The 13,810-nt window shown below is 47.2% G+C and carries 10 protein-coding genes; 9 read left to right on the forward strand and 1 reads right to left on the reverse strand.

Translation table 11 applies throughout. From position 1 onward, the window contains the following. Nucleotides 1-456 precede the first annotated feature (456 nt). The 6 genes from HMPREF0658_RS07965 (at nt 457) to HMPREF0658_RS07990 (ending at nt 6,361) form a co-directional block, all read left to right on the forward strand. Nucleotides 457-636, forward strand: a complete 180-nt coding sequence (locus tag HMPREF0658_RS07965) for a hypothetical protein (RefSeq protein WP_036883764.1) — start codon at nt 457-459, stop codon at nt 634-636. A gap of 20 nt (nt 637-656) precedes the next feature. After that, nucleotides 657-2,354 carry a hypothetical protein gene (locus HMPREF0658_RS07970; protein ID WP_006950000.1) on the forward strand — a complete coding sequence of 566 codons (1,698 nt, stop codon included), beginning with the start codon at nt 657-659 and terminating at the stop codon, nt 2,352-2,354. A gap of 204 nt (nt 2,355-2,558) precedes the next feature. Beyond that, nucleotides 2,559-2,984, forward strand: a complete 426-nt coding sequence (locus HMPREF0658_RS07975) for an HU family DNA-binding protein (RefSeq protein ID WP_036883750.1) — start codon at nt 2,559-2,561, stop codon at nt 2,982-2,984. A 318-nt stretch (nt 2,985-3,302) separates the two neighbouring features. After that, entirely contained in the window at nt 3,303-4,442 is a 1,140-nt protein-coding gene (locus tag HMPREF0658_RS07980; protein ID WP_024990855.1) for a DNA polymerase III subunit, read from the forward strand. Between the two features lie 142 nt (nt 4,443-4,584). After that, the gene (locus tag HMPREF0658_RS07985; protein ID WP_006950004.1) at nt 4,585-5,868 is read left to right on the forward strand and encodes a PSP1 domain-containing protein; all 1,284 of its coding nucleotides are present in this window, start codon (nt 4,585-4,587) and stop codon (nt 5,866-5,868) included. A gap of 4 nt (nt 5,869-5,872) precedes the next feature. Then, the gene (locus HMPREF0658_RS07990; RefSeq protein ID WP_040557725.1) at nt 5,873-6,361 is read left to right on the forward strand and encodes a gliding motility lipoprotein GldH; all 489 of its coding nucleotides are present in this window, start codon (nt 5,873-5,875) and stop codon (nt 6,359-6,361) included. A 1,863-nt stretch (nt 6,362-8,224) separates the two neighbouring features. Here HMPREF0658_RS07990 and HMPREF0658_RS07995 read toward each other — a convergent pair. Further along, complete coding sequence (locus tag HMPREF0658_RS07995) at nt 8,225-8,629, reverse strand: OsmC family protein (RefSeq protein ID WP_006950009.1); 405 nt, start codon at nt 8,627-8,629, stop codon at nt 8,225-8,227. Nucleotides 8,630-8,895: 266 nt separating this feature from the next. Here HMPREF0658_RS07995 and HMPREF0658_RS08000 point away from each other — a divergent pair, with 266 nt between their 5' ends. The 3 genes from HMPREF0658_RS08000 (at nt 8,896) to HMPREF0658_RS08010 (ending at nt 13,577) form a co-directional block, all read left to right on the forward strand. Next, nucleotides 8,896-10,296, forward strand: a complete 1,401-nt coding sequence (locus HMPREF0658_RS08000) for an HmuY family protein (protein ID WP_006950010.1) — start codon at nt 8,896-8,898, stop codon at nt 10,294-10,296. An 11-nt stretch (nt 10,297-10,307) separates the two neighbouring features. Next, nucleotides 10,308-11,660, forward strand: a complete 1,353-nt coding sequence (locus tag HMPREF0658_RS08005) for an alpha/beta hydrolase family protein (protein WP_006950011.1) — start codon at nt 10,308-10,310, stop codon at nt 11,658-11,660. A 387-nt stretch (nt 11,661-12,047) separates the two neighbouring features. Continuing rightward, nucleotides 12,048-13,577 (forward strand): Fic family protein, encoded by a 1,530-nt coding sequence (locus tag HMPREF0658_RS08010; protein ID WP_006950012.1) that lies wholly within the window; start codon nt 12,048-12,050, stop codon nt 13,575-13,577. Nucleotides 13,578-13,810: the final 233 nt, after the last annotated feature.

Raw genomic sequence — 13,810 nt, forward strand, 5'->3', positions numbered from 1 at the left:
GCCTCTTTCACTACACTAACGGGGACATCTGGCAACGGTTTGTCCCCGTTTTCTTTTCCCCCCGCTCGTAGGGAACCATCGTGCAGGTTACGTCCTTTTTTAAGAAAACCTTTGGGCGTTTCACAAACTTTGCTTACCTTTGCCGCCATGAAGCAAATAAGTAACCATCATACGACGATGAATGCGGTGCAGAAGAAAGTGTGTTTTTCTGCATCTTTTAACGCTTTATATTTGCATACACCAGAAAAAAGTGTAACACACACACACACACACACATTCGCACCGCCAGTCAGATAACACTTTAAACATTTTCACATACGCGCGCGCGAAGCGTGTCGTATCCCCCATAAACAAAGGGCTCACAGGAGTTCCCTTTGTTCGCTTTTTCATGCCCATTTGCATGGTGCGGAAAGGCAGAAATTACTTCAATTTTATTCACTCAAAACAATTAGAAAGATGAAAAGAAATCAGGAAATCAAGCTCCCTTATCTTGCACCGTGGTGTGAGGTCATAGAAGCAGAAAACAATCAATTAATCTGCTCTACAGTTACGCCCCATAACGGTTCACAAGAGGAAGACTACGAAGACAAGGGCGACCAAGAGGGCGACGAGTTTGAAGTAGATTTAGGTTTTTAATCAGTAAAAGGAAAGAAAAGATGAAACAATTACTATGCAGAGCAAGTCTGTTACTCATGGTTGCCTTACCGATGGCTTGCAGCAACGACACGGACAACGACACGACAGAAGATAAAAGAATAACCATTGATGCCGGCAACTTGCAGTTTAGCATCGCAGAAGCAGCGTTTGGTGCCGACACAGAAATCCAGATGCGCAGTGCAAAACCCATTATTGCTCGACAAGAAGTGAATTTGGGAGAGAGTGTAGAAGCAGAAATAAGCATTGAACGCGACCCTGCTCCTGCCGCAACGCGAGCTCCGAAGCCAATGAGTGATGGCAATTACACCATCGTAGCCTACAAAGATGGCGTGCGCATACAACAGAAACTCACCTTTACAGTGAGTAGCGGATTTGTGACGTACACGAGTTCAAGAAGCGCATTCAAATCGTTACCAACCGGCAGTTATAGTTTTGTTTGTTTCAACGATAAGGTACAAGACAACAACGACGGCACATTTACCGTAGATCTTGCCAATGCAGAAACAGCATTGATTAATCACCAAGCAGCAGCCTATACCCAGCACACCAATACCATGGTATTCTTTACTATGCAACGTATGGGTGCACGCGTAAGAACAAAACTTATCGCAGCCATGGAACCTACGGGAGTAAATGGCACCTTGGGTTATCTTGCAAATCGCATTCCTGCATCAGCAGATTATAAGGTAACGTATACAGCAGGTTCATACATCGGTTCATACATACCAAGTACAAACAAGAACACATCTCCTGAGGACGAGGCACAAGCCTACAATGTCTCAGGAACGGTGAATGATGCAACTTTAGGTAGTCTGAATTCCTTGACCGGTAACCAGTATCTTTCGGTGCTTGCCGGCACAAAACCCGAGGATTTGGTGTATAGCATCACGGGCGGCTCGGTCTACAATTCTGCATTGAATACCAACGGCACGCGCAGTTTAAAGGGCTCCATACCCTTCGAAGCCAATGGTTCTTATACGCTTACCATCAAAATCCTGCCGCGCTACCTCTATTTGTATGAAGACGGCAAGACTGGTCACCTCAAAGATGCCGACCGCCAAAGCCACGTGCCCATCGCTGTTGTGTTCGATGCAGTAAACAAAAGAGCTATCTCTTTATGGGATGCTAATGGGGGAAATGGGGCACGATGGTATGCTATAAATGTTACTGATAGAGCAAATGATATTTGGTATTATTCAATGGATGATGCATGGAAACCAACAGAAGATAAAGGCTTATATTGGACATGGGAAAAAGCAGGAACTCGAACTCCTAATACAATAAAAGCGGATAAACCAAGTGAATATCCTGCATTTTATTATGCAGGATACTTTTATGGAAGTGGCGATTTAATTAGCCATTTAAAGGGAAAACCATTAGCCTCAAATTTGAATAAGCGGGAAGTATGGTATTTACCTAGTCTTTACGATTGGAGACAAATTGCTGAAAAATTAGGATTCCGAAACAATCTATCAGTAGGCAATGCAAGATGTAATATCAATGCAATCAATTACGCTTTTAAAGCTGCTAATGGTGCGTCTATAATAGTGTATAATAAATATTATTGGTCGAGTTCAGAATATGGATATGCTCCCGGTAGTAGTCTTATTACATATTTCAACGACATAATAATGAACATAGGGTATCGCCACAGATTATCAACAAATATCTGTGTCCGCCCCTTCGTGGCATATTAAAGCATAGAAAATCACGGTCGGTGAGCGGGCAAAAATGAGCTCACCAGCAGACAAAAGTTTGCTCACCAGCAAAAAGAAATCTGCTCACCAGCAAAATTCTGTCCGCTCACTGACTAAAGAATATAAGCCAAAAAGACGACCGGTAAAAGTAACTCAACCAACCCCGCCGGTGTCTCTTAACAAACGGGGCAACAACTAATGCCAATGGCAAACAAACCTTTACAATTCTTCGTACAGACGAAGACCATGAACGTAGGTCCCAACAAGGGACAAGAGATGCAGACGGCCATACCCACCGGCCGGAAACGTGTAGACTTCCGTAACTTTTGTAAACAGGTGGCCAAGAACACCACGTTCTCAGAACGAGAGGTTGCGGCCATGCTGAACGAGGCTGTCTCTACAGCACGCGACATTGTGGCCAACGGCGACAGCGTGGAGTTTGGCGACATGGGCACGCTTACACCCTCATTTCGCAGTCATGCCGTGCCCAAAGGCAAACCGTTTCATGCTGCCGAACACATCGTTAAACCCGTTGTCCGCCTCACGCTCTCGCGCAAATATTTCGAGCTAAAAGACGTGAGCTTTGAGCAAGTGCCGGCACCTGCGAAGAAAGAAAAGAAGAAACCATAAGGGGGAAACCCGCAGAAGAAAACTCTTTACTAATTGCTATTTGCTATTTGAACATCGGTGGCACGCGTCGAAATGATGCGTGCCACTTGTTTTGTATCGCAAAAGTCAAGTGCTCTATTCTGCTGTGGACATCAAGCGGAGGGCTATGGCATATTGCCTCGCCTGTGGTCTGCCGTTCCTTGGGAGCTTTCTGTTTGATGAGAAACCCATAGGCTCGGTGTTGCTGTGGGCATAGCTGCATGGCTATCAAAATAATGTGAAATACCCAACGAAGCGACTTTTTTTTTGTATTTTTGCACGCAACTACGCCGGTGGAAGATGAAATTTGCAGACGTCATAGGGCAGGAAGAGACGGGCAGAAGATTGCAGATGCTCGTGGAAGAGGGGCGCGTTCCTCATGCGCTCATGCTGTGCGGACCGTCGGGAAGCGGGAAGATGGCGCTGGCATTGGCTTTCGCCTCGCGTCTGCTCTGCACCCACGGACATGCAGACAGCGATGCTTGCGAGACCTGTCCGCAATGTGTCATGCTGCGGAAATGGGAGCATCCCGACCTTCATTTCACCTTTCCCACCATCAAACTCGCGGCGATGGGCAGCGAACATCAACCCGTGAGCGACGACTTCGCTAAGGAATGGCGACACCTGCTCTTGCAAAGTCCTTATTTCACGCTAAGCCAATGGATGACGGAAATGGGCGCTGCCAACCAGCAAGCGGTCATTACGGGTGCCGAAAGCGACGAGCTTTTGAAGAAGCTCAGTCTGAAATCGAGCCAAGGAGGCTATAAGGTGAGTATCGTATGGCTGCCGGAACGCATGAATCTCACCAGCGCCAATAAACTCTTAAAGCTGCTGGAAGAACCGCCGCAGCAAACCGTTTTCATCCTTGTGTGCGAAGACCCGTCGCTGCTTTTAGATACTATCAAGAGCCGCGTACAGCGCATCGACGTGAAGCGCATTGCCACATCGGCCATAGAAAAGGCACTGACGGAACAGCGAGGGCTCGACCCCGATACCGCCCGACGCATCGCCCGAATCGCCGGCGGCAGTTGGACACACGCCTTGGAAACCCTCGATGCCGACAACGAAAACAGGCTTTTCTTCGACCTTTTCATCCTTCTGATGAGATTGGCATACGCCCGCAACATCAAGGAACTGAAACGATGGACGGAGACGGTCTCCGCCTACGGCCGAGAGAAGCAGAAGCGGTTGCTCACGTATTTTCAGCGAATGATACGCGAAAACTTTGTCTACAACTTCAGAAACGCCGACCTCAACTACATGACGGCAGAGGAAGAGAACTTCGCCAAGCGCTTCTGCGTATTCATCAACGAGGCCAACGTTATCGACATCAGCGAGCTTTTAGGACGCGCACAGCGAGACATCGTGCAGAATGCGAATCCCAAAATCGTGTTCTTCGACTTGGCTTTAAAGCTTATCGTCTTGCTGATTAGGAAATAAAGAACAGCACATCACTACGGAACGCGACGGCGCCGACCGCCGCTTCTGTCACCCTATACACCGACCGCCGACAGAGGGCACGCTGCGGAAGTCCGTCTTCCGTTTCACGGCATCTTCGTTGCGGTCTTCAAAAAGCAAAAGAATGGATTTTAAAAACATGCAATTCAAAATAGCCGACCAATGCGGATGCGAAGGTTGCAGCAAAGGTTGCGGCCGGCAAAAGCGGCAACTCAACACGTTCGATTGGCTGTCTGATGTTCCCGGAAACGCAGAGAGCACCGACTTGGTTGAGGTACAGTTCAAGAACACCCGTAAGGGATATTATCATAATGTGAATGCTCTCGACCTAAAAACAGGCGATACCGTGGCCGTGGAAGCCAGCCCGGGACACGATATCGGGGTGGTAACGATGACGGGACGCTTGGTAAAGCTCCAAATCAAGAAAGCAAATCTCAAGTCGGCCGACGACATCAAACGCATCTATCGCTTAGCTAAGCCCGTGGATATGGAGAAGTTTTACGAGGCAAAAGCACGCGAACACGATACGATGATTAAGAGCCGGCAGTTGGCCAAGCAGTTAGGCTTGCAGATGAAGATTGGCGATGTGGAATACCAAGGCGACGGTAATAAAGCTATCTTCTATTATATCGCCGACGAACGAGTGGACTTTCGCCAGCTCATCAAGGTGTTTGCCGACGCGTTCCACGTGCGCATAGAGATGAAACAGATAGGGGCGCGCCAAGAAGCAGGGCGCATCGGCGGAACAGGACCTTGCGGGCGCGAGCTTTGCTGCGCAACTTGGATGAAGAACTTTGTCTCCGTGAGTACCAATGCAGCACGCTTCCAAGACGTTTCCCTCAATCCTCAGAAGTTGGCTGGCATGTGCGGCAAACTGAAATGTTGCCTCAACTACGAGGTTGATACCTATGTGGAAGCCGGACGAAAGATACCGGCCAAAGACATCATTTTACAGACAGCCGATGCGGATTTCTATCATTTTAAGAGCGATATATTAGCCGGACTCATCACCTACTCTACCGACAAACACATGGCCGCTCATCTCGAAACCATCACGATAGCACGTGCCCACGAAATCATAGAGATGAATAAACAGGGAGAAAAGCCGTTGTCGCTCATAGAAAACGACCGGCAGAAACAGCCCGAAAAGCCTGTCGATTTGTTAGCAGGAGAGAGTTTGACCCGCTTCGACAAAGCCAAAAAGAAGAAAAAGCGCAACAAAAACCGCAACCGTGCAACTGCTCTGTCCCGCAAAGAAGGAGAGGAAACCACCCCCAATGCTAACGAACAGGCACCCCGACAGGCTCGGCAACAGAGTAACAGACCCCATCGCCACAGCCGGCAGGACAGCAACGGACAGGCGAACCGCGAACCCCGACAGTCGCAAAACCATCCATCGACCCATTGAAAACATGAGCCGCATCTGTTCCACCTTATATATAATAGCGGTCATGGGCATGGGGCTTCTATCTTCATGCAACCGCCATACGGTGTATGACCACTACAGTCATACGCCGATAGCTGGCTGGGAAAAGAACGATACGCTGGTGTTCGACATACCGAAGCTAACTGCCGGCGGCATGTATCAACAGTTCTTAGGATTGAGAATCAATGGGGCTTACCCCTTTATGAACCTTTATCTCATTGTGGAGCAGACGATAGAGCCCCAACATCGTGTGCTGACAGACACGCTGAACTGCCGACTCATCAACCAAAAAGGCATCAGCGAGGGGCAGGGTATCAGCTACTACCAATACAATTTCCCCATTACACGCATCGATTTGCAAGCCGGCGACAGCCTGCATGTGTGCATTCGTCACGGCATGAAACGCGATATCCTGCCCGGTATCGCAGATATTGGCCTGCGAATGATACGCGATGACCGGCAGCCAGCTCACTAACGGACAATACATACGCTCTTTCAGAGCTTACTCCCGTTATTATGAACGGGTAGAAGATGCATTGGTGAAAATCGCAATTACATGCCATTAATGATTAGAAGGTAAACGCTGTAAGTGCGACAGACCTTTTTATTTCATTTCCAAGTTGATGTTTGATAAAGATGTATCGCACTTACAGCGCTCTATTTCGGGGATTGCTCTATACCCAGCGCTATGCGCTGGGCTGATATCTTACGCGCTTACAGCGCTTACTTCAGAAAATGTTATCTACTCGGTGTTGTGTGCTGGGCTAATATCTTACGCGTTTGCAGAGCTTACATTACATCTCACACTATTCTAATATGGTGTTGATACACCCCACAATCATACTCTTTTAGAACTTATTCCTGCCTCATGAGCGAAACGAATATGGGGCGGTGGAAGCCGCAACTATATGCTATTAATGATTGAAAATAGAGCGCTGCAGGCGCGCAAGATGTCAGCCCAAGGCAACGCCTTGGGTAAACGACCGGCAGAAAAAGGAGCGCTGTAAGTGCGACAGACCTTTTTATTTCATTTTCATATAGATGTTTGATAAGGATGTATCGCACTTACAGCGCTCCATTTCGGGGAATGCTCTATACCCAGCGCTATGCGCTGGGCTGACATCTTACGCTCTTTCAGAGCTTACATTACACCTCACACTATTCTAATATGGTATTGATACACCCCACAATCATACTCTTTTAGAACTTATTCCTTCCTCATGAGCGAAACGAATATGGGGCGGTGGAAGCCGCAACTATATGCTATTAATGATTGAAAATAAAGCGCTGTAGGCGCGCAAGATGTTAGCCCAAGGCAACGCCTTGGGTAAACGACCGGCAGAAAAAGGAGCGCTGTAAGTGCGACAGACCCTTTTCTTTCATTTCCAAGTTGATGTTTGATAAGGATGTGTCGCACTTACAGCGCTCTATTTCGGGGAATGCTCTATACCCAGCGCTATGCGCTGGGCTGACATCTTACACGCTTTGCTTTGCTTCCTCTTCGTGTCAGCGAACTTCGTTTCCGCTCCGCTCCGCACAGCGAACGTTCGTTTCAGAGCTTACCCTACGTCTCATAGCATTATAATATATGCAAATTCGGGATAAGGCTATCAGACTGTAAGCCCCGAGGGGGCGTAAGACCTTAGGCAGGGTGTGAAGCTCGTAAGAGCGTAACCCCTGATAAGCATGTGTAGAAAGATGAACCCCGTAGGGGTGACGGAGGATTAGTGTTCTGTCACCCTTTGCTTCCTCTCCGTTTCAGCGAACTTCGTTTCAGGGCTTAGATAGCGGGATTCCGCGACACAGGGGCTGCGCTATCGCTTACCCCTGTCTAAGGTCTGTCGCCCCTTTGGGGCTATTAGATAAGACTCTCTTATCCCGAACTCGCATATACATAGGTCTTTTCCTCCCCTTCACAGCAAAGAGGGGAAGACGCGTTGAAAGCCTTTTAGTTCATATCCTCCTTGCTATCTTCTCATTTGAAGGAGTAAGGAAACGCAACAGAACATAACTTGCTAAGAAACAGTAACATACAAACAAACAGGAGAAAGCATAGCTTTGAACTCATTGAAGCATAGCTCTGAGCGTGTGAAAGCTATGAGATGAGGGCGTAAAAGCATAGCTTTAAAAAAGCCGCAGGTAAGTGTGGGTTGTAAAGCTGCTGAAAAACAAAAAGCAGAACAGTAGAATCCGTTGTTTTAAAAGCCATCAATCCTTGGTCTCGGAATACTCAGAGACCAAGGATTTTCAGTTTGTTTCGTCTTTCAGCAAGCAACCTCTAAAATAAGAGACGTGCTGCTTGCAATACTTCATCAAGGCATGCAAAGAGTGCCGATGCTTACTCGTAGATAAATGTAAAGTCCTTTTCGGTGTCGAGGGTATTGCCCACGATACAGCCCTTATGTGCAAAGTGTTCTAATTTCTTACGAAATTTCTCGTCGAACTCTGCCTTCAGATGAAACTCAATTTGGAGCCTTTTCACCCGCAGGTTTTCCATATCCAACTCATATTCGCCCACTTCGGCGCGGCAGCCTGTGAAGTCTATGCCGGCTTTTTCGGCAGCTATTTCCATGGTGGTCATGGCACATGCGGCCAAGGAAGTGGCCAAAAGGCTTACGGGAGTGCCATATTCGCCGAGTCCGCCCGATGCTTTTCCCGCATCGGTATGTAAAATCTCGTGGGTGGCATGGTGGGTGGCTTCATTGCGAGCCTTGCCCTGAAACTTAACGGTTGTTACTGACATGATTGCTTGTTTTTAATAAATGAATGGTACAAAAATACGGTTTTTCTCGGAAACAACAAAACTTTTCATCTCTCGCCGCATCTCCGCCATCGTCTTGCCTCCCTATTATTGAGGATTTCCACGGCTTTTTTCATGTCGTATTACCTTATTATATATACGAGCATTGGCCGAATACCAATTTTTAGGTATTGTGATACTGACTGTAAAGACTTAATTTTGCGCCGTAAAACAAACCCATTTAATTATTTACATTATCCAAACATTACATGATGAAAACTTTTGTAAAATCATCCAGCATTGCTGGTGCTTTGATGTGCGGCGTGTTCTTTTTCACCGCATGTTCGCATGATGACGACCCCACTCCCTCGCCTCGTCCGCAAGGAACGGTCAGCACGGAACTGAAAATGACTAAGAGCGGCTTCGCTTATTTCTCGTTTGCCACGAACCAAATGGTAGATGCAACAACGGCAGAAACACCGGGAACGAAGAGCTGGGACATCGCTTTCGACATGCTGAACGGTCGCACCAACAACGGTGCTGTCTACGTGACACGATACACGGACTTTGATGCTGTGAAAACAGTGAAACCCTTTTTAGAGGGAGACGCTAAGAACGAATGGCTTACCGACAGGAAAATGAATGTTATGTCGTTGCGCAGTATGCCTCCTGTCACTGTGGAAAAGATGTGTAACCCCGCCTTTACGGAATGGTACACCATGAAGGGCATGTCGCTGTCTGTAAAGCCTACGGTATATATTGTGCGCACAGCAGACGGTCATTACGTGAAACTCCAGTTCACAAACCATCACGGAGCCGACGGCACTTTGGGAAATATCCAATTCAAGTATGCATATATTGACGAGACAGGAACCAATGCACTTGCCCCCGGAGAATTAGTGGTAGAGCAGCTGGAAGCCGGTAAACTGACCGAGCTACTCAAGAAGAGCAATGTGAAAGAGTTGCGCTACCTCACCATCAAAAGCGGCAATATCAACGATGAAGACCTCGATACACTGAAACAAACAAAAACACTCGAGGTGCTCGACATCAGCGGCGCTACGCTGAAACTATCGGATGAAAGTACCGGTTTTAAAGACTTCAGGAACATCAAGAAGCTCATTGCCCCCGCCAACCTGCAGAGTATTGCCGGTGCTTGGCCGTGGTTTATCTACATGAGCAACCTCGAAGAGCTCGTATTCCCCGGCAATTCGCTCGAGAATATTCAAGCAGAAGGTTTTACGGGTCTGCCCAAACTGCGCAAAATCACATTGCCTTCATCGGTGCTGACCATTGGTGAGGGTGCGTTCCAAGGTGCCGGTCTGGAGGAGTTCACTTTCCCCGAGAAAGTGCAGATCATATCCAAACACTGTCTGATGAGCTGCAAAAAACTGCAAAAAGTAGTGATTCCGGCAGCCGTAAAGGAAATAAAGGCCGGTGCATTTCTCTATGACAAAGCATTGAAAGAAATCGTTTTCAAAGGAACGACACCACCCCAAAAGGCGACAAGTCCGTACGATGCTTTCTCAGACCTTCAGTTCGATGATGCCAAAGGCAACGTGTTCCTCCACTTCATTGTGCCGAAAGGTACCATCGATGCTTATATCAAAGCATGGGGATGGGCAGCAGACGACAAGAAATACTTTCAAGAAGCCACTGACAACCCTTAATTGAGAACTGTATGAGACACAGATATAGCATTTGTCTGTACGTGTTTTTCTGTGGTATCCTCTTGCTCGGCGCTTCCTGTAAGCAGTCCGAACAGGAGGATACTCCTGTAGTTCCGGCCACGGATAGCGAGATTATCAGTTATTATCGGAGCATATCCGATGCCGAGATACCTGCCGCCCCATCGGCCGGAATGTATCGTGAGAAGATAGAACCGGCTGATGTCGGCACACAGCAACGTCGCATTTGGGAACTTTGGAAGCAGGCGCACACGGGATGGACACGCGTTTCCGACTTCGCAGGCATGAACGCAACGTATAAAGAAACGGTATGGGAAATACCCGAAAAGGAACGCATGAAAGTGCGCCTCTTTACCAAAGGTGCCCGTCCTGCCGGAGGTTATCCGCTGATTATCCACCTCCATGGCGGCGGTTTATATGCCGATGCGCCCGGTCCGTGGGAAAGTCTGATTAACACGGAGGAGTTTGAAATCAACTTCGACCTTGCCCATCGTGTGTTCCAAGAGGGACAACCCGTGGCCTATATGGTGCCCCGTATGCCTGACGACCGCAAGGGACGATGGTATTTCCTGCCTAAGCGCGTGGCTTTCAAGCAAGCGATACAGGCGGCAGTACTTAGCGGGTTGGTGAATCCCGACAAGGTATATCTCACCGGTATCTCTGAAGGCGGGTACGGAAGTCTGCGGCTCGGCATCTTCATGCCCGACTATTTTGCCGGCGTAGGCCCGATGGCCGCTGCCGAAAAAATAAACGGAGAGGCACAGAATTACCGCAATACGGCTTTCAGAATGGAAGTGGGCGAGAAGGACTATCAATATGGTCGTGCCGACTACGCAGGTATCTGGCAACTCGAAATGAAAGCTCTGCATGAGCAGTGGCCGGAAGATTTTGTGCACGAAGTGAATCTGCAGGCAGGACAAGGCCATGAAATAGATTATACGAAAGTAATTCCATGGCTGTTGAACTACACGCGAAGGCACTATCCGAAACGGATAACTTACCGCTATTACGACCTCGACGGCAAAGACAGCTATGCTGCCGGCGTGTACTATCTCGGCTTTCAAAACCTGCAACCCGAGAAAGGGAGCAGTTTGTTCTTCGACGTGCAGCACGATGGAAACCGCTTTGTCGTGGAAACCAAAGCAGGCCAAGGGAAGATCGGGGGCAGCTTCTGTCTCTACATCAGCGAGGTGGATTTCTCGCGTCCCATAGAGGTAACGTATAACGGGAAGACTGTTTTCCATGATAAAATAACCCCCAATGTGGGTACGATGGTAGAATCAACGGCACTCTTCGGCGATCCCTCACGCGTGTACCCTGCCAAAGTAACGCTGAAAATGCAATAGAAGAAGAGAGAAAACGCAACCACCCAACGGTCATAAGAGAGCATGGGTTCGATAGAAGAATATCGTGATGCAATCAGACTTGTAAGGGTGGAAGACGACGGACGGAAACAAGCGGAAGCATCGTCCTCGTGAACAGTCAATAGAAAGATAAGCCCCAAAGGAGTGACAGAAGGATTGGAAGCAGTCGGTCTGTCGCTCCTTTGGGGTTAAAGGGAATTATCCTTACAACTTATTGCTACCCGTATGAGGGAACATCCAAAATATTTTGTATTTTTGTCGGGTTAAAACTAATGCTGGTTTAAGTGTTAATACTAATAGTAATGCAGATGTTAATACTAATAACAGTGCAAGTGTTAATACTAATAACAGTGCATAAAAAGGAAAGATATGGCAAGTATACAGGAAAAATTAGCTGAATCTCTGAAGGTGTTGAAAGATTATCAAGACAGTCATAACAATATGATTATCAGAGGATATTCTGTGCTTGGCGATACGCATACCAAACGTCTGTTGGAAAACGGATATCTGCAGCCAATCATCAAGGGGTGGTATATGCCGTCGTTCCCAGGGAATGAGGGCGACACTACCGTATGGTATGCTTCTTACTGGCAATTTATAGCTGCATACGCCAACGGTCGCTTTGGTAACGATTGGTGCCTAACGGCAGAGGAATCGCTCTCTTTCCATGCGGGCGAAACTACCTGCCCTTCCCAATTGATAATCAAAGCTACGAAAGCAAACAACAATATAATAAAGTTGAAGTTCGGAGATTCGCTGATGGATATCTCTGCTGCTCTTCCAAAGAATGTATATGTTGAACCGAGATACGGTATTCGCCTATACACATTGGCGGAAGCTTTGGTTTTCTGCACACCACAGTATTTCATCTCAGATCCCTTGAATGCGAGAACATGTTTATCTCAATTGACAGATGCTTCCGAAATCATCAAGATTGTAGCAGACGAAGGCAACACAACCAGAGCTTCGCGTATCTGCGGAGCTTTAAGGAATATGGGCAAGGGAGAAATGGCAGATGAAATTAGTTCTTTTATGCAGCGACTGGGATATAAACTTCGTGAAGAAGACCCATTTAAGGAAAAATCGCCTCTCATCGACACAATACAATCGCCCTATTCTGTCAGAACGGCTCTTATGTGGACGGAAATGAAAAAGCAAATTCAGTCTTTAGACTTAAAGCTCCAAGTTAGCTCTACTGATAAGGACATTGTTCTTGCCAATATGGAAACCAACTATATAAAGGACTCCTATCATTCTCTTTCTATAGAAGGCTATCGCGTAACAGAAGAACTCATAGAGAAAGTAAGAGACGGCAACTGGAATCCAACAGATAACGAAAGGGATACTGAACAGAAGAATGCACTTGCAGCTCGAGGCTACTATCAGGCTTTCGAAGCAGTGAAGGAAAGCGTAGGGACGATTTTAACGAATAACAACGCTGGTGAGACTGTTGCAAATGATTTTGACAAATGGCATTTCGAACTATTTCAACCGTGTATCACAGCAGGCATCATCAAGCCATCGGACCTTGTCGGATACCGCAATCATCAGGTGTATATTCGAAATTCGAAGCACACACCATTAAGTCCTGATGCTGTTAGGGCTGTTATGCCCACGTTCTGTGAACTGCTCGCCAAAGAGGAAGATGCCTTCGCCCGAGCTATACTTGGTCATTTCTTCTTCGTCTATATCCATCCTTATATGGACGGCAATGGGCGAACAGCACGCTTCATTATGAACACAATGCTTGTTACTGCTGGTTTGCCATGGACTATTATTCCTGTAGAGAAACGCAAGGACTATATGTCAGCACTCGAGAAAGCAAGCGTTGAAAGAGACATCTCCGACTTTGCCAAATTCATACATACACTCATAAGCAAGGCGCAAGTTGAGCTTTAAATAAGGATATGTTCTAAAAAACTCAATTAGAGTATGCTTATCGCAATGTGGCTTATCACTTTGTGTCTTCTTATTATTATAAGCTACCTAAAGCGCAACGGCATTATTCCCTCTCCTGACTTGGCTTGCAACGAGTGGGAGATACTTGTTTTTTAAGACTATGAAGACGGTTTTTAAGACTATGAAAGAACAATAGACAGACGAAAAACGGATTTTTTTGCACCCGAATGTCA

Source organism: Hoylesella marshii DSM 16973 = JCM 13450 (assembly GCF_000146675.1).
Lineage (GTDB): Bacteria > Bacteroidota > Bacteroidia > Bacteroidales > Bacteroidaceae > Prevotella > Prevotella marshii.

Coding starts and splice junctions, on each gene's coding strand:
- HMPREF0658_RS07965 (WP_036883764.1), top strand. CDS start 457: ATGAAAAGAAATCAGGAAATCAAGCTCCCTTATCTTGCACCGTGGTGT.
- HMPREF0658_RS07970 (WP_006950000.1), top strand. CDS start 657: ATGAAACAATTACTATGCAGAGCAAGTCTGTTACTCATGGTTGCCTTA.
- HMPREF0658_RS07975 (WP_036883750.1), top strand. CDS start 2,559: ATGGCAAACAAACCTTTACAATTCTTCGTACAGACGAAGACCATGAAC.
- HMPREF0658_RS07980 (WP_024990855.1), top strand. CDS start 3,303: ATGAAATTTGCAGACGTCATAGGGCAGGAAGAGACGGGCAGAAGATTG.
- HMPREF0658_RS07985 (WP_006950004.1), top strand. CDS start 4,585: ATGGATTTTAAAAACATGCAATTCAAAATAGCCGACCAATGCGGATGC.
- HMPREF0658_RS07990 (WP_040557725.1), top strand. CDS start 5,873: ATGAGCCGCATCTGTTCCACCTTATATATAATAGCGGTCATGGGCATG.
- HMPREF0658_RS07995 (WP_006950009.1), bottom strand. CDS start 8,629: ATGTCAGTAACAACCGTTAAGTTTCAGGGCAAGGCTCGCAATGAAGCC.
- HMPREF0658_RS08000 (WP_006950010.1), top strand. CDS start 8,896: ATGATGAAAACTTTTGTAAAATCATCCAGCATTGCTGGTGCTTTGATG.
- HMPREF0658_RS08005 (WP_006950011.1), top strand. CDS start 10,308: ATGAGACACAGATATAGCATTTGTCTGTACGTGTTTTTCTGTGGTATC.
- HMPREF0658_RS08010 (WP_006950012.1), top strand. CDS start 12,048: ATGGCAAGTATACAGGAAAAATTAGCTGAATCTCTGAAGGTGTTGAAA.